The organism is Nocardia sp. CWNU-33, assembly GCF_046764895.1.
Taxonomy (GTDB): domain Bacteria; phylum Actinomycetota; class Actinomycetes; order Mycobacteriales; family Mycobacteriaceae; genus Nocardia.
On record NZ_JBKOQN010000011.1, the window covers coordinates 100,566 to 116,878 of the forward strand.

Consider the following 16,313-nt stretch of genomic DNA (forward strand, 5'->3'; position numbering starts at 1 on the left):
GGACGCCATGTCGGATCACGCGATGTTGGAATTGTCGGACATTTCCAAGCACTACCGGGTGGGTGAACAGACCGTGCGCGCGCTCGACGGCGTCAGCCTGCGCATCGACCCGGGCGAATTCACCTCGATCATCGGACCGTCCGGCTCGGGCAAGAGCACACTGTTGCATCTGCTCGGCGCGCTGGACCGCCCCGATTCGGGGTCGATTCGCTTCCAGGGTGCGGAGATCGGCTCGCTGGAGGAGGAACGACAGTCCGAGTTCCGGCGCCATCGTGTCGGTTTCATCTTCCAGTTCTTCAACCTGCTTCCGACGCTGACCGCATGGGAGAACGTCGCGATTCCGAAGCTGTTGGACGGCACCGGATTACGCAAGGCCAAGCCGCGTGCGCTGGAGCTGCTCGACCTGGTCGGACTGGGCGACCGCGTCGCGCACCGCCCTGCCGAACTGTCCGGCGGTCAGATGCAGCGGGTCGCGGTGGCGCGAGCGTTGATCATGGACCCGCCGCTGATTCTGGCCGACGAACCCACCGGAAATCTCGACTCGAAGACCGGTGCTTCGATCCTGAAACTGCTCGGCAATATCGCGGGTAACGGCAACTCGGTGGTGATGGTGACCCACGATATGGGTGCCATCGAGTATTGCGATCGGGTGATCACGTTGCGCGACGGTCGGATCGGCTCCAACGACAAGGTCGACCGCACACAGCGCACGGTTCGGGCATGATCCGGGCTGCGTGGGATCGGCTGCGGCTGTTCAATATCGGCGAGCTGCTCGCGCATCGCGGCCGGACCCTCACGTCACTGACAGTGATGGCCGTATCAGCCGGCCTGCTCGTTGCGGTGTTCAGCATCTCCGGCTCGGTCACCGGTTCAGTGGATCGGCTCACCCGCAGCCTGGGCGGCAAGGCCGCGCTGGAGATCACCGGTGTCACCGACGCGGGCTTCGATCAGCAACTGCAACAACGGATCGCCACAACGCCTGGCGTCGAAAAGGCGGTGCCGATGTTGCGCGCCCAGATCGGCAGCGGCGCCGAACGCGCCCTGCTGATCGGCGCCGACGCGAGCATCGCCGCGCTCGGCAGCGAGCTGGCGGGCCCCATGGGCGCGCAGGCGGGCAAGCTGCTGAGCATGCCCAACGGCGTGCTCGTTGGTGCCGCGATGGGCCGCATCGAGGGCGAGAAATTCGCACTCGGATCCGGAACCGTCACCGTCGCAGGCATTCTCGACGGCAAAACATCCGAGCAGCTCAACGGCGGTCACATCGTCGCTGCCTCGCTGGGTGTGGCACAGCAGGTGACGGGGCGGACCGGGCGCCTGGACTCCATTCAGATCGTTCCCGCGCACGGCGCCGACCTCGCAACGCTGCGCGCCGCGCTCACCGAGGTCGTCGACGGCCGCGCCGTTGTCGCCGAACCGAGTCTGCGCACGGCCCAGGCGGGCGGGGCGATCCAGCTGGTCCGGTATTCGACGCTGATGTCCTCGGCCGCTGCGCTGATCGTCTCGGCGTTCCTCATCTACAACGCGATGAGTATGGCCGTCGCACAACGCAGGCCGGTGTTGTCGCTGCTGCGCGCCATCGGCGGCAAACGGGCGCCCATGGTGCGCGATCTGCTCGCCGAGGCGGCGCTGCTCGGTCTGCTCGGCGGCGCGGTCGGGGCGGTGCTCGGTGTCGTCATGGGCCGCAACGCAATCGACCGGCTGCCCGCCGCAATCGTGCAGTCGGTGGAGGCGCGCACCGAATACCTGGTGCCGTGGTACGCGATTCCCGTCGCGATCGCCGCGTGTGTACTCGCCAGCGTCGCGGCCGCGGCCATCGCGGCACGTCAGGTGTACAAGGTCGAGCCGATCGAAGCCTTGGTCCCGGTCGGGGTGGCACGGACCGACAGGGTGAATCCGATGCTGTGGTGGGCGCACATCGTGGTCGGGCTCGGACTGACCGGCGCGGCGATCAGCGTCGCCGAGGCCGACCTCGGTCGATTCTCGCTGGCCGCCATCTCCCTCTCGTTCGCCGCGGCCGTTGCGCTCTGCTTCGCCGCGACCGGTCCGATCGTGCGCGCGACCGCCGCGGTGGCCCGCCTGTTCGGCGCGCCCGGCGCCCTGGGCGCGACCACGCTGGAACGCGCACCGCGACGCGTTTGGGCAACGGCCATGACGGTGATGATCGGAGTGGCCGCCACCGTCGCTATGGGCGGTGCGTCGCGCAATATGGTCGATTCGGCCACCGCCACTTTCGACGACCTGGGCAGCACCGACCTCTATGTGAGTCCGACCGCCATGGAGCAATTCCCCACCGGGCCGATGCTGCCGAGCGACCTGCGGGACAAGATCGCGGCGATCCCCGGTGTGTCCGCGGTGAACCCGGCGCAGATGGCGTTCGCCACCCTCGGCAGCGGTCGCGTGATGTTGCAGGGGTATCCCACCGAGGTCGACGGTTCGGTGACCAGTGCGGTGGATCGAGATGTGGTGGCGCGCATGGCCGCGGGCGAGGGCGTGGTGATCTCCCGCGATGTCGCCAGATCACTCGGGGTGGACGCGGGCGCCGACGTCACGCTGCCGACACCGACGGGTGACCACACCACCACAGTGCTGCAGGTGATTCCGTACTTCTCCGCCATCGCCGGCGTGGTCGTGATGGATCTCGGGCAGATGCGTCAGTGGTACGAGCGACCGGGCGAGACGATCCTTGCGGTCACCCTGCAACCGGGCGTGGACCACAGCACGGTGGCGGCCGCGATCCGGCAGGTGGCCCCGGCAGGCATGCATGTCGACACCGGCGCGGCCACAGTGACCGCTATCTCGTCGAGCGTGCGGCAGGGTGCGGCGATGAGCGCGGCCATTCTCTGGATCGTGGTGCTGGTCGCGACGGTGGCGCTGCTGAACACACTGATGCTCTCGGTGCTCGAACGACGCCGCGAACTCGGCGTGCTGCGCGCCATGGGCACCAGCCGCAAGTTCCTGCTGCGCTCGGTGCTCGCCGAGGCCGCAGGCATCGGGTTGAGCGGCGCCGCACTAGGTCTCGCGGTCGGCGCGGCGGTGCAGTTCCTGGCCACGGTTGCGATGGGGCATGCCATGACCATCGATATCCACTACGCGCCGAGCCCGATCCTGCTCGTCTACGGAACCGCCGCCCTGGTGCTCGCCCTGCTCGGCTCCATCCCCCCGGCGCTGTGGGCTGCCCGGATGCCGATCGTGGAGGCGCTGGCCGTCGACTGAACCCCATCGCGGAAGACAGCAGCCCGTCGTGCGGCCTGCGCAGGAACGATGGGCTGCGGACGCTATAACGGCGCGGCGGCCCACCAGGTCAGCACGGCATCCTGGGCCGAAGGCGGCGCGGTCTGCGGGTCGCCCGAGGTGCCGTGATAGCTCATGTACAGCAGGTAATTCGAGCGAGCGGGATCGGATTCGAAGCTGACCACCAGTTTTGCCGTGTGATAGAACTGCGCGAGTGGGCCGGTCGGATCCGGAACGATCCATAGATGCGCCGCCTGTCCCGCGCCGTTCTTGCGCGACGGCGTCGCGGTATTCGGCGGTAGCGCGGCCACTACTGCCTGCGCGGCAGCAGCAGACTCGTAGCCGAGGATCGTGTAGTTCATATGATTGCTGTCGGCGACGTCACGGCTGCACTCCCACGCCACCACCCAGCGACTGGTTTGCAGCAGTTCATCTTTGAGCCGCACGCCGTCCGCGGGCTTGCGCGCCATACACTCCGCATCCTGGAATTCCGCGTCACCGAACGCGCCCGTGCCCTGCGGCAACAGACTCGGAAACGCGCGGCGACTCGGCGCCAGCGGATCCGCGGGCAGGGCGGTCGGGGTCGACACCGTCGTCGACGGCGCGGGCGACGCCGCAGAATCCTCGCCAGGATCCGAGTCGAAGGCCATGACCCCGAGGAACGCGACGACGGCGACCACCGCAACCACGACACCGAGTACAAGCCAGCCGATTGCGCCGGTGGAACGGCTCGGCGGCATCGGCTGTGCGCCACCATAATTCTGCCCGTTCGGCGGCGGATAGCCGGGCGGTGCCGCACCGGGATGTGAGGTCCCCGGGTGCTGCGACGCGGCCTGCATCGGCTGGGCGACACCGGGATTGACGGGAGGCTGCGCCGGGTAGGGCGAATGCTGCTGGGGCGCACCACCATATCCTGGCGAGGGCGCGGCCGGCGCGGGCACCTGCTGCGCGAATGCGGCCTGGTCGGCGGCAGCAACCTGTGCGGAAGGCACATGCGGCGGCGCTCCGGGCGGCATCGCGGCGACCGGATTCGCGGGCGGCACAGCGAGTGCAGGCCCCGGCCCGGGATATCCGGCAGGAGGGTAGGCCGGGTTGACCTGAACCGTTGCCGCGGGCACCGCCGACGCGGGCGCGGTGAGCGTCCGGCGCGCGGCCGCGGCGAACTCGGTGCAGGTGGCGAAGCGATGCTCGGGACGCTTGGCCATCGCCATGGCGAGCACCCCGTCCAGAGCCGGGTTGAGGCCCTGCCGTTTGGTGGCCAGTGGTGGCGCGGCGTATTGCAGATGGCCGCGGATGATGTCGTTCGGGTCGGGCGAATCGAACGGTGCCATTCCGGTGAACAGCCAGTACAGCGCGCAGGCCAGCGAGTACTGGTCGGAGCGATGGTCGAGGTGCCCACCGGTCATCTGTTCCGGTGACGCATAGGCCAGGGTCGCGGTGAACATGCCGACCTGGGTCAGGTGCGTGGAATCCTCACGCAACCGCGCGATACCGAAATCGGTGAGGAACACCCGCTCGCCCTGCCCGCCGACCGAACGCGCCAACATGATGTTCGCCGGCTTCACATCGCGGTGCAGCACGCCCATGCCGTGCGCGTAATCCAGTGCGCCCGCGACTCCCTCGATGATCTGCACCGCACGCTCGGGCGGCAGCGTCTGCGGATTCACCGTTGCCGCATCGATGCCGTCGATGTACTGCATGGAGATCCACAGCTGATCGTCCTCGGAGCCGCGGTCGTAGACGGCGACGATATTCGGGTGGTCCAAGTGCGCGGCCAGATCGGCCTCGCGTTCGAACCGCGCACGCAACTCGGCGTCGGTGAACAGCTCGCGGTTGAGCAGTTTCAACGCCGTCTGTCGAGACAGCCGAGGATGGCGCGCCAGGTACACCGACCCCATGCCACCCTGCCCGAGCAGACGCTCGATGGTGAACCCGGCAAACACCTCACCGCTGTTCAGCAACGCGACCCCCTTCGAGGTGATAACAGCACCGTCAGCCTAGTAGTCACAGCCGGACTTCGGTCCGCCCGCAACCCGCGCCTGGCCGAGCCGAGCCTAGCCAGCCGTCCGGCGGGTAGCCCCCTGGCCACGACGTTTCGAATTCTCCGCGAAAATCGGCAAAACTATCCATGAGGCATCATCATCGCGTCACCGTCCAACGGCGCGGTGATGATCTCCGCTGTTCGGTCACCGACCGAACGGGTATTCGGGTAGCAGAGGTAAGTTTTGCACCGCCGATGGACAACGGTCACGTGTTGTGGTGGTGGGGAGGACACGGTGGTGAGGTCTTGAGAACAGTTCGTGCGTGTCAGGCGGTGTTGCACTGTGCTGCCCTCGTCACGCTGCTCGCGATGACCTCCTGTGTCCTGTTGCCGGACAAGCACGAGCCTGCGGCCGCGCCGACGATCACCGTCGACACCGCCGGATCGTGGCATCCAGATTTGTCGGTCACGCTGCCCGACTCGCTCGCCGCGGATTTCACCCAGCTGCAACCCCATCTGCCCGGCCAGGTCGGGATGGCGGTCATGCCGGTCGGTGGCGGCCGGATGACCATCTTCGGCGACTGGACCAGCGGCATCGCGTGGTCGACCATCAAGGTTCCGCTGGCGATAGCTGCTCTGCGCCGCGACCCCGAAGGCGCGGCGGAGAACGCCGAGGCCGCGATCACTGTTTCGGATAACGGCGCGGCCGAGGCACTCTGGGAGTCGCTCGGCGATGGCCTCGAGGCGGCCCAGGCCGTCCAGGACATTCTCGACGAGGCGGGCGATGCTGTGACCGGTGTGCCCGGACCCCGAACCCGGCTGGACTACAACTCGTTCGGGGCGACCGAGTGGACGCTGGCCAATCAGGCCAGGTTCGCATCGCGGCTGCCGTGCCTTGCACAGGCTGCCACTGTGACCGACCTGATGGAACAGATCACGCCAGACCAGCGCTGGGGCCTCGGCTCGATCGCCGGCGCCGAATTCAAAGGCGGTTGGGGTCCGGACGACGACACCGGCGTCTATCTGGCTCGCCAATTCGGCGTGGTGCCGACCAAGTCCGGCAGCGTCGCCATCGCTCTTGCCGCACAAGCTGATTCGGGCCTGTTCGAGGACGCTACCGGCCTGCTCGACCGGATGGCCCAGCTGATCGAGCGCCACCTCGACGAGTTGCGCGGAGGTAAGTGCCCGCAATGACCGGCGCCGAGCACCGTGCCGGTCAGCCTGGCGTGACAAGTCCTGATTCGTAGGCCAGTACGACCGCCTGCGCGCGATCGCGCAGGTCGAGTTTCGAGAAGACCTTGGAGACATGAGTTTTCACGGTCTGCTCGGCGACGAACAGGGATTCCGCGATTTCGATGTTGGACATGCCTTTTGCGATGAGTTCGAGCACCTCGCGCTCGCGCGGAGTCAGGGAACCCAGCGCCGGAGTGGGTTTGGTGCGGGTCGCGGTGCGGCGTCGAGTGACATCCGCGATGAGCCGCCTGGTCACGGTGGGCGCCAAAAGCGCTTGGCCGTCGGCGACGACCCGGACCGCACGCACCAATTCCTCGGCGGGCGCATCCTTGAGCAAGAATCCACTCGCGCCGAGACTGAGCGCCTCGTAGACGTAGTCGTCGATGTCGAAGGTGGTGAGCATCAGCACCCGCACCGGCGGATCGAATCCGGCCGCGAGGATGGCGCGCGCGGCATCCAAGCCGTTCATCTCGGGCATCCGCACATCCATCAGCACCACATCCGGGCGCAGCCGTTTGGCCTCGGCGACTGCAACTTTCCCGTCCGGCGCGTCACCGACCACGCTGATATCGGGTTGCGCGGCGAGCAGCGCACCGAAGCCCTGGCGCACCATCGCCTGATCGTCGGCGATCAAAACCGTTATTGCCACCCACCCACCCTAATCGGCAACCGCCTCGACCCCACTCCGGGCGACCGTCAGCGGTCGGCGATCATCGAATCGAGCGCGACAGCTGGATCCAGCGGCAGGTCGACGGCGGGACCGAGCGGCAGGCGGGCCCGCACCTCGAAGCCTCCGTCGGAGCGCGCGCCCGCGGTCACCTCGCCGCCCGCGGCGAGCGCGCGAGCGCGCATCCCCGCGATACCGTGGCCGCCGTTGTCGCCCTGCTTGGCGGGCACCGCACCGGGTGCGTTGCCGACGCTCAGATGCACATCGACACCACAGCTGATCATCACCTGGACCGGGGCGCCGGGGGCGTGCCGCGACGCATTCGACAGCGACTCCTGCACGATGCGGTACAGCGCGAGCCCGGTGGTTTCCGGTACCGCATCCAGCGGCCCATCGATCGTCCAGTCGAGGTGCACGCCCGCCCGGCGCGCACCCTCGAACAGACCGAGCACGTCCGCGGCCTTCGGCTGCGGCGCATGCTCGGGCAACTGACCATCGCTGCGCAGCACACCGAGCATGCCGCGAATCTCGTTCAACGCCTCCCGCGCGGTGGCGCCGATGGATTCGAATTCCGCGCGGGCGGCCGGCGTCACGCCCACCACCCGATACGGTGCCGTCTGCGCCTGCACCACCACCAGCGACATGTGGTGAGCCACCACATCGTGCAGGTCACGGGCGATGCGGGCCTTCTCCTCGAGGATGGTGCGCCTGGCCCGCTCCAGCTCGTTCTCCTCCTCCTTGCGCAACAACTGCTCACGCGACTGCACCAGCCAGCGCATCATCAACGCGAGCAGCACGACCGCTGCCAAGGCGATCGGCCAGCCCCAGGCCGAGCCGGCGAGGTCGCCGCCGCCGTCGGCCATGGTGGTGGCGAGTAGCAGGGAGGTCGCGGCCCACGCGACAGCGATGACCGGGACCGCCGCCCGCAGCGCCACCCCGAACACCAACGCGAACAGGCACAGGATGTGCACCACTTGGATCGGGATCTCATTGTTGGGCTGATGCGGGATCGCCAGCGCGATGACCAGCGCGGACCCCGCCGAGATCGCCCAGCCCAGCGCGGGATTGATGCGGATGAGCAGGATCGGGAACGCAGCGAGTGCGGCGATGAACGGCTGCACCGGCACCGGCACCGCGTGTGTGAGATGCAGAGTCGGCCACGCCACCGAGTAAAAGACGATCGCGACCAGCACGGTGAACGCGTCGAACCACATCCGAGCGTTCATCGACCTGGTCCAGGCACCGCGTTTCTGCTTCATGACTACGACAGTAGAAACCCGACAGCATTGCGGTCCTCATACCCACGGGTGAATTCGCCACCGGTACCCGAGAGGGAGGCGCAAGTCCCGCTCCCCCGACGGCACGGGCCGAGAAACCGCACCTCGGCGTGAGGTACGCAGGCGCGTCCGATTCATAGCGTCTTGGATCATGAGCACACCGACCACCGCACGGCAGGCCGGCACCGAGTCAGCGGCCACCGACGCACGCCCCCGTTCCGCTCGTTACCGAAGGGGCGCGGCGCTGACGGCCGCGGCGCTGACCACCATGGCGGCCACCGTTGTACTTGCACCCGCAACCCACGCCGCGGTGACTCGGCCTCCGGTGGAGAACGTCGCGGTAGGTGCGGCGGTGTCCATCCTGACCGCGGGCGGCCCCGACGCCGTCACCACCATCCCCGACGATTTCGCCGCACGCTTCGGTTACCGACCCAGCCTCGTCGACGGTCTGCTCGCGAACCCGGGTGGCGAATGCTCATCGCCGGTCACCCTGCCCGTCGAGTTCGACACCGCATGCAAAGCTCATGATCTCGGCTACGACCTGCTGCGCTACGCCGATCAGCGCGGTGAACCGCTCGGCCCGTGGGCCAGGCAGGCTCTCGACAGCACTCTCGGCCTGCACATGCACGAGGCCTGCGATACCCGCAGCGACCCCTTCTCCCGTGCCCGCTGCAATGCCATGGCCACGATCGCGTCGACGTTCGTTGACATCAACTCCCGCCGACAGGGCTACGCCGCGCCGGTCGCCGAATCACTGTGGAGCACAGCGGATTCCCAGACCAACCGCAGTTTCAGCGGGTGGCTTGCCGTGCTCATCGGCGGTGGTGTGCTCAGTCTCGCCGCCGCGGTAGCCGCTCTCGCCGGCGGCACTCCGTCCCTGCGGCGACCGACCAGGGCCACCGGCGGCGGCCACAAGCCCGTCCGGCCGATTTGCACCGCGTCGGTGAATCAGACCGCTGCACTGGGCGTTCCGCGATGACGAACTCGACTGTGACCCCGCCGCCAACCGCTACAGCGGTCGAAACTGCGCACGGCACCGTGACACCGGACATACACCACACCGCAACACTGTTGGGCGCACCAACCCGAAAGCCGTTGGACAGCAACCCGTCCGGTACACCGATGCCGCCCACGCGGATCGGTCGCCGGATGGCAAACGGCAGGGTGCCGCGCACGCTCCGGCCGCGGATCGGCACAACACTCGCCGTCGGGGCCGGGGTGCTCATGTCGCTGGCTCCGGGACTGCTGCCGCGCACGCCGGGAGCGCAGGCCGCGCTGACCGGACTTTTCGTCGCCCTTACCCTCGGCGTCGCGGGTTCGGTCCGATTCCTGTCGGCCCGCTGGAACTTCGATATCAATCGACCACTCGCACGGTTTCGTCTGCCACTGCTCGGACTGACGCTGGTCTCGATCGTCGCTGCCGCCGTGCAGGCGGGCCACTGGCAGAACCGGCTGCGCGCGGCGATGGGAACAGTGCCGATCGGGTCGGACTATTGGTTGCACTGTGCGGTCGGGGCCGCACTGATCGTCGGAGGGTGCGCCGCAACCGCCCGGACCGCGGGGTGGGTCGTGCACAAGCTGGGGTGGTCGCGCAGTGTTGCGGTGACCGCAGTCGCCGCGTCCGCGCTGTACCTGTTCGGTGTTCCCGCCGTGGTGGATTGGCGCCGCGATGCCTATGCCACCGCCAATGCGACGATCGATCCCACTCTGGTGCAGCCGGTTTCGTTTCTACGGTCCGGCAGCGCCGAGTCGGCGGTCAGCTGGCCGTCGCTCGGGGCCGAGGGGCGCAAGTTCGTCAGCGGGTCGCCCGCCGGTCCGGTCCGCGTCTATGTCGGCCTGGATTCCGCGCCGGACCGCGATTCCCGGGTGGCCCTTGCGATTCGGGAGCTGGAGCGCTCGGGCGGCTTCGAACGGTCGAATATCGTCGTCGCGGTACCGACCGGGTCGGGCTGGATCGACTCGAACGCAGTGTCCGGTTTCTATCAACGCTTCGGTGGCGATGTCGCGCTGGTCGGCATGCAGTATTCCTACGCGCCGAGCTGGGCGACCTTCCTGTTCGGTCGCGACGAAGCGGTGGCCTACGCGCGTGCGCTGTTCACTGCTGTCGAGAACCGTATTCGCACGATGGACCGCAAGCCCGGGCTCTATGTCTACGGTCAAAGCCTCGGCGCCCTCGGTGGCAGTTCGGTCTTCACCGACGACGCCGATCAGGACCGCCGGACCTGCGCGGCACTTTGGGCGGGCCCGCCCGCGGGTCAGGTGCACCGCGCCGGCGCGACGGTGCTGGCCAACAGCTCCGACCCGGTGGTCCATTGGTCACCGTCGCTGCTGTGGCGCGCCCCCGACCTCACCGGGGTCCGGGTGGATGCCCCGGTCCCGCAATGGCTCCCGGTGGTCAGCTTCCTGCAGACCAGCGCCGATTTGCTCGCCGCACTGGATGCCCCGCCCGGCCACGGCCACCGCTACGGCACCGACCAGGGCACCGCCCTCGGCAGCTGCTGACCACACCGATGCTTGCCCACAGCTGAAACATGTTCTAGTTTTCCCTCATGGCCTTTGTCATCGACGCCTCCGTCGACATCGACGCACCCGTCGACCTGGTGTGGGAGGTGATTACCGATCTCGCCCGCTATGGCGCGTGGAATCCCTTCGTCCCCGAATGCCGCAGCACCCTCGTTCCCGGCGAACCGATCGACATGCTCGTGCAGGTGTCCGGCGCGAAGCCGAGGCGCCAGCGCGAATGGATCCGCTCACACACCCCCGGCCGCGAACTCAGCTACTCGATGAAGCCGGTGCCGCTGGGCACCCTGCACAGCCTGCGGTCCCACACCGTCACCGCGTTGGACGGCGATCGCACCCGGTACGAATCCCACTTCGAACTCGCGGGCTGGCTCCAGCCCGTGGTGAGCGCCGTCCTCGGCAAAAACCTCGAGCGTGGCTTCACCGGCATGACCGAGGGCATTCGCAAGCAGGCCGAATCGCTGCGCACCCCCTGACAGGCGGCGGTCGGGCGCATTTCGCCTCGTTGCTCGCCCGGTCCGCCCCGAGTTTCCCGCTGCCGACCCGGAATTCAGGCGCTGAGGTGCCCTAGTGCGGCCTCCAGCGTCGCGTCGGCGTACGCCTCGGTCAGTCCGGGAAGACCGACCGACCAACGACTTTGGATCGGACCGAGCAAGAGGTCGACGGCGAAGTCGAGGTCGACGTCGGCACGTAGCTGACCGGCCCGCACACCCGAGGCAAGCCGCTGCGCGATGGCGGCACGCTGGGGAAGCAGCAGCCGCTCCCGATAGGCCGCGCCGAGCTCCGGGTCCTGCTGGATCTCGATGTACATCGCGCGCAGGAACGCCTCGAACCCAGGATCGGTGAGCTCGACGATCGCGCCACGCACCAGCTCGCGCAGATCGGCGCGAATGTCACCGGTGTCGGGAAGCACGAGACCGTCCGGGCCGGTATAGAGCTCGAGCATGGCATCGAAAACGACAGCACCCTTCGAGGGCCACCAGCGGTAGATGGTCTGCTTGCCAACCCCTGCGCGGGCCGCGATCGCCTCGACCGTCAGCTTCCCGTAGGGCAGCTCGCGAATGAGTTCGGTGGCAGCGGCGAGGATCGCGGCGCGGGCGCGTTCGCTGCGCCGGGCGGCGCTGGGGGTGTCGACCATGCCCGAACTGTAACAGAAACGAGACGAGCCGTCTCGTATTGACAAGGTCGGAATCGCTTGGCATTGTCTTCAACGAGACGGAGCGTCTCGCGACGAAAGGATCGACACAGTGACCAGAACCTGGTTCATGACCGGCGCCAACCGCGGACTCGGCCGGGCCTTCACCGTCGCCGCCCTCGGCCGCGGTGACCACGTTGTCGCGACCGCTCGCGATCCGAAGTCCATGGCCGACCTCGCCGACGACCGATTGACCGTGCTGCCCCTGGATGTTCGCGACCGCGATCGGGTAATCGCCACCGTGAACCGGGCATTCGAGGTGAGCGGCACCATCGACGTGATCGTGAACAACGCGGGCTACGGCCTCGTCGGCGCCATCGAAGAACTGACAGAGGCCGAGATCCGCGACCAAATGGACACCAACTTCTACGGCGCCCTCTGGGTTTCACAGGCCGCCGTACCACACCTGCGCGAGCAGAAGTCGGGGCACATCGTGCAGATCTCGACGGTCGGCGCAGTCGGCAGTCTGCCGCTGTTCGGGATGTACAACGCGAGCAAATGGGCGCTGGAAGGATTCAGCGCCTCGCTCGCGGACGAGCTGCGGCCACTGGGGATTTCCGTCACCCTCGCGCAGCTGGGCGGCTTCGATACCGACTGGGCGAAGTCGAGCATGAAGTTCGGCTCCGGACTGCCCGCCTACGAAGGGCTCCGCACGGCCATCCTCGGCATGCCGGACTACCCGGACCCGAGCGCACCGCCGCCGCCGGCCGACGTCGAATCGGAGTGGGTCGAGGCGGCGCCCGAAGTGGCCGCAGCAGGACTGCTCGAGCTCGTGGACCTGCCGAACCCGCCGGTGCGCAAGGTAATCGGACCGGGCGCCCACCAGATGGTGGCCATGGCACTGGACCAGCGCCGCCAGGACTATCTCATCGACCCCGAATTCACCTGGCCCGCATGAAAATGGGGCGGTCGCCCGACCCTTCGAGGGCTCGGGCGACCGCCCCGATTTCGTTCGCACTAGCTGATCGGTCCGCGAGCGGGACGCGACCCAGGCTGCTTGTTAATCCCGGGCAACCAGGGCTGCGTCTGTTCTCGGACGTCGGTCACGAATGCTCGCCGATCAACTGTCGGAACTCGTCCGAGTGTGGTCCGGACAGTTCGAACGTGACTGTGGCAGGTTCGGCAGGACCGTGCGTGCCGCGCACAGGTCCGGGGATGATGGACACCGCCAGTTCCCGAAGCTCCCCGAGAGTCAGTGCACCGAGTTCACGTTGCTCCCAATGAACCTGCAACGGGGACATCGGGGCATCGAGCAGTGCGACGAGGAGATCTTCGAAGCCGACATAATTGTGTCCGTGCTCGGAGGCAATCGCTGCTGCACGGCGTAGGGCGACGATTACTCCCGGTGCCGCGCCGGTGACCGTGACTGTGGACTCGTCCCGCTCGGTGGTGGTCATGGCCGGACACTACCTACCGTGGTCGTGGCTGTCCTGCCGCCATAACGGCTATCACCGCCGAAGTCGAGAATCTCGAGCGGCGGTGTGCCGTAGAAACCTCCGACGCACCATATGCGGGTGCTCTTTCCCGGTGTCGGGCACGCAATCTTGTCCTGTCGGGTGACCGGTTGTTCAGAACAGCGAACCACGATTCCGCCACCGTCTACACAGTCGGAGATGGTGACGGCATGCGACGGACTGGTCACCAAAATGACGACGGAAGTTGTGGCTGCCACAATGAAGCCGAGTCGAGAAATGATGTACTGCACGGGCTTTCCCCATTCCTTCTTTATCTGAGCGGCATGCACTGCTCAGTACTCCCGTGACGCGTCCGGCTTCATCCGGCCCGCGTTGATCAGCGCATGCCTGGCCGCAGCCTTGCGTGGGCATTCGTCTACGCGGCACCCGCGATGCCGCTGCATAGTCCAGTGCGCTTCGGACACACTCAGTGGTTGGTTGGGTACCTCGTGTGGCCAACCGCGCGGCCACATCCCGGCGTCGGCGGGCTGAGCACCCATGGCCCGGATCCGTCGGCGTTCCGCTCTCCATTCGGCCTGTACGCGGTCCACGATCTCTTGCACCGACGTGCCATCCGGCTCGGCCTCTTGCCACCAGTTGAACCCCACCGCGTCACCCCTGCCCTGTTCGATGTCGTTGGGTTGCACCCGACGCCGAGGGCTTTCGCCACCAACTGGCGGCTCACTGCTAGTCGGTGTGCCGATGAGGGGCATCGGCATCGCCCGGCGTCGGGTGCTGCATTAAGGGGACCTCTGGTCCTATGCCACTCGAAAGGCGTGCACAGTGGGCAGGTGTGTGCATGGGGGGTGTGCACGGGGCCAGATCGTGGCGTCAGCAACGATGCGCGTGCCACACTCCTGGTTATGGGACGCCAGCCCAAACAGCCGAACAGGCAATTGGTCGAACTCCTGGACGAAACCAGGCCCCCGCTCAGCCGAAAAGGTCTCGCCCGCCGCGTAGTCGAACGCGGACGCGCCGTCGGTGTCGAACTCCGCTACGACCACACCGCGGTCGGCCGATGGGTGGCAGGCGAGCAACCGAACTCACCCGGCCCGGAATTGATTGCCGAGGTTCTGACGGAAGTTCTCGGCCGACGGGTGGTTCCGTCGGACTGCGGAATGTCCGGTGGGCAGAACCCGGCCGATCTCGGGCTGGAGTTCTCGTTGAGTCTCGCAGAGGCGACAGCCGCTGCGACCGCATTGTGGAGGAGTGATGTGGAGCGCAGACGGTTCCTGCTAGGAGCGTCGTATGCGGTAGCGGTCTATCCGGCCGCCTCGATGCGATGGCTGACCCTGCCTGGCCCCGAGCACCCTGTCTCCGCTGGACACCGCCGCATCGGTCAAACCGACGTCGACGCAGTCCGCACGATGACAAAGGCGTTCCGGGACCTGGACAACCGCGTCGGTGGCGGCAAGGTCCGCTCGACGATCGTCCATTACCTCCACAGCTCCGTCACACCGCTCCTGCATGGCAGCTACAACGAACCGGTCGGACGCCAGTTGTTCGCGACCACCGCTGAGCTGACGAAGCTGGCAGGATGGGCGGCATACGACCTCGAGGAGCACGGCCTTGCTCAGCGGTATCTGATCCAGGCCCTTCGGATGTCCAGAGCTGCGGGCAACATAGGGCTAGGAGCGGAGATTCTCGCCGCAATGAGCCACCAAGCCACCTATGTCGGTCGCCCAGGCGACGCAGTCGACCTCGCTCGTGCTGCTCAAATCGCCGCTCGTGGTGCAGGATTGGCGGCGTTGGAGTCCGAATGTCACATGGTCGAGGCGCATGGTCACGCAGCACGTGCTGACAGCTCGTCGTGCGCCACTTCCCTCAACGCGGCCGAACGGGCGTTCACCCGTGCCGACTCGTCGCGCCCGGCGTGGCTGGACTACTTCGACGGCGCATACATGTCAGCCAAGACGGCCCACTGCTTCCGCGACTTGGGCGATTTCGCGAGGGCGGCACAGTTCGCGGGGCAATCCCTGAACATGTCCGACGGCTATCTTCGCGGGCGCGCGTTCAATCTGTGCTTGCTGGCTTCTGCCCTCGCCCACGACGATCCTCATGAAGCAGCGCGCATCGGCACTGAGGCGCTCGACATCATCAGCGGGCTGGAGTCGCACCGAACCCACGCCTATCTCCGCGAGGTGCGCCACCGCCTTGCTGCGTACACCGCGCTGCCCGACATCGACCACTTCCGGCGACAGGTACTCGCAATCACTATGCGGACAGACTGAGCGCCCGGTATAGCGCGACAACTGTTGCAGCACCGACAATTTCGCCACGATCGATCATCGCGACCGCTTCCTCCAGGGGAATCCACCGTACGTCTTCAGCTTCGTTGATGTCCGGCGGCGTATCGGTCAGATCCGCGCCCCGCGCAAGATAGATCTCTTGTGGCTGGTCCATGGTTCCGATGGATGGCTGAAAGCTGACCAGGTGCTCCATGGTTTTCGGCCGCCAGCCGGTCTCTTCCTCGACCTCACGCGCCGCCGCGACGGCTACGCCCTCGGCGTGGTCGACGTAGCCGCCGGGCAGCTCCCAAACCCATCGATCGATGATGAATCGGTGCCGGTACATCAGCAAGGCTTCACGTTTGTCGTTGAGTACCAACGTCATTGCGCAATGCGGCATCCGTACGACGTACTGCGTGAACTTCACTCCGTCGGGTAGCTCGATGTCGACGGTAGAGAGCTTGATGTGTCGGTTTTCGTCCACGACGTTCTCACCATGGATCGTCCACTGGGTGCGGCTCACAAGG

Annotated in this window: 15 protein-coding genes; 8 read left to right on the forward strand and 7 right to left on the reverse strand. The window is 67.1% G+C overall.

Going from position 1 to position 16,313, the window contains the following annotated elements; all coding sequences use genetic code 11:
• The first annotated feature begins 22 nt into the window (after nt 1-22).
• Both ACLMAL_RS17350 and ACLMAL_RS17355 read left to right on the forward strand, forming a co-directional pair.
• Nucleotides 23-724 (forward strand): ABC transporter ATP-binding protein, encoded by a 702-nt coding sequence (locus tag ACLMAL_RS17350; RefSeq protein ID WP_412000001.1) that lies wholly within the window; start codon nt 23-25, stop codon nt 722-724.
• A complete protein-coding gene (locus ACLMAL_RS17355) occupies nt 721-3,213 on the forward strand; it encodes an FtsX-like permease family protein (RefSeq protein ID WP_412000002.1) in 2,493 nt (830 codons plus the stop codon). Before ACLMAL_RS17350 ends, ACLMAL_RS17355 begins: the two co-directional genes overlap by 4 nt.
• Nucleotides 3,214-3,275: 62 nt before the next feature.
• Here ACLMAL_RS17355 and ACLMAL_RS17360 read toward each other — a convergent pair whose 3' ends face one another.
• Nucleotides 3,276-5,192 (reverse strand): protein kinase domain-containing protein, encoded by a 1,917-nt coding sequence (locus tag ACLMAL_RS17360; RefSeq protein ID WP_412000003.1) that lies wholly within the window; start codon nt 5,190-5,192, stop codon nt 3,276-3,278.
• 326 nt (nt 5,193-5,518) lie between these two features.
• Between ACLMAL_RS17360 and ACLMAL_RS17365 the strand changes: the two genes are divergently transcribed.
• Nucleotides 5,519-6,406: a hypothetical protein gene (locus ACLMAL_RS17365; protein WP_412000004.1), complete on the forward strand. Its 888-nt coding sequence runs from the start codon at nt 5,519-5,521 to the stop codon at nt 6,404-6,406.
• 22 nt (nt 6,407-6,428) lie between these two features.
• Here ACLMAL_RS17365 and ACLMAL_RS17370 read toward each other — a convergent pair whose 3' ends face one another.
• The gene (locus ACLMAL_RS17370; protein ID WP_328404360.1) at nt 6,429-7,094 is read right to left on the reverse strand and encodes a response regulator transcription factor; all 666 of its coding nucleotides are present in this window, start codon (nt 7,092-7,094) and stop codon (nt 6,429-6,431) included.
• A 47-nt stretch (nt 7,095-7,141) separates the two neighbouring features.
• The gene (locus ACLMAL_RS17375; RefSeq protein WP_412000005.1) at nt 7,142-8,371 is read right to left on the reverse strand and encodes a sensor histidine kinase; all 1,230 of its coding nucleotides are present in this window, start codon (nt 8,369-8,371) and stop codon (nt 7,142-7,144) included.
• Nucleotides 8,372-8,540: 169 nt separating this feature from the next.
• On the opposite strand from ACLMAL_RS17375, the gene ACLMAL_RS17380 reads away from it, so the two are divergent.
• The 3 genes from ACLMAL_RS17380 to ACLMAL_RS17390 all read left to right on the forward strand — a co-directional run bounded on the left by ACLMAL_RS17380 (nt 8,541) and on the right by ACLMAL_RS17390 (nt 11,385).
• Nucleotides 8,541-9,368, forward strand: a complete 828-nt coding sequence (locus tag ACLMAL_RS17380; RefSeq protein ID WP_412000006.1) for a hypothetical protein — start codon at nt 8,541-8,543, stop codon at nt 9,366-9,368.
• A 170-nt stretch (nt 9,369-9,538) separates the two neighbouring features.
• On the forward strand, nt 9,539-10,891 hold the full coding sequence (locus ACLMAL_RS17385; protein ID WP_412000007.1) for an alpha/beta-hydrolase family protein: 1,353 nt from the start codon (nt 9,539-9,541) through the stop codon (nt 10,889-10,891).
• A 47-nt stretch (nt 10,892-10,938) separates the two neighbouring features.
• The gene (locus ACLMAL_RS17390; protein ID WP_412000008.1) at nt 10,939-11,385 is read left to right on the forward strand and encodes an SRPBCC family protein; all 447 of its coding nucleotides are present in this window, start codon (nt 10,939-10,941) and stop codon (nt 11,383-11,385) included.
• Nucleotides 11,386-11,459: 74 nt separating this feature from the next.
• Here ACLMAL_RS17390 and ACLMAL_RS17395 read toward each other — a convergent pair whose 3' ends face one another.
• Nucleotides 11,460-12,047 (reverse strand): TetR/AcrR family transcriptional regulator, encoded by a 588-nt coding sequence (locus ACLMAL_RS17395; RefSeq protein ID WP_412000009.1) that lies wholly within the window; start codon nt 12,045-12,047, stop codon nt 11,460-11,462.
• Between the two features lie 109 nt (nt 12,048-12,156).
• Between ACLMAL_RS17395 and ACLMAL_RS17400 the strand changes: the two genes are divergently transcribed.
• Nucleotides 12,157-13,002, forward strand: a complete 846-nt coding sequence (locus tag ACLMAL_RS17400) for an SDR family NAD(P)-dependent oxidoreductase (protein WP_412000010.1) — start codon at nt 12,157-12,159, stop codon at nt 13,000-13,002.
• 145 nt (nt 13,003-13,147) lie between these two features.
• On the opposite strand, the gene ACLMAL_RS17405 is transcribed toward ACLMAL_RS17400, so the two are convergent.
• Both ACLMAL_RS17405 and ACLMAL_RS17410 read right to left on the reverse strand, forming a co-directional pair.
• Nucleotides 13,148-13,501: a hypothetical protein gene (locus ACLMAL_RS17405; RefSeq protein ID WP_412000011.1), complete on the reverse strand. Its 354-nt coding sequence runs from the start codon at nt 13,499-13,501 to the stop codon at nt 13,148-13,150.
• Nucleotides 13,502-13,851: 350 nt separating this feature from the next.
• Entirely contained in the window at nt 13,852-14,205 is a 354-nt protein-coding gene (locus ACLMAL_RS17410) for a hypothetical protein (RefSeq protein WP_412000012.1), read from the reverse strand.
• A 216-nt stretch (nt 14,206-14,421) separates the two neighbouring features.
• On the opposite strand from ACLMAL_RS17410, the gene ACLMAL_RS17415 reads away from it, so the two are divergent.
• Nucleotides 14,422-15,789 (forward strand): hypothetical protein, encoded by a 1,368-nt coding sequence (locus ACLMAL_RS17415; RefSeq protein ID WP_412000013.1) that lies wholly within the window; start codon nt 14,422-14,424, stop codon nt 15,787-15,789.
• Here ACLMAL_RS17415 and ACLMAL_RS17420 read toward each other — a convergent pair.
• Nucleotides 15,773-16,309 carry an NUDIX hydrolase gene (locus tag ACLMAL_RS17420; RefSeq protein WP_412000014.1) on the reverse strand — a complete coding sequence of 179 codons (537 nt, stop codon included), beginning with the start codon at nt 16,307-16,309 and terminating at the stop codon, nt 15,773-15,775. The two genes, ACLMAL_RS17415 and ACLMAL_RS17420, sit on opposite strands and share 17 nt — an antisense overlap.
• Nucleotides 16,310-16,313 lie beyond the last annotated feature (4 nt).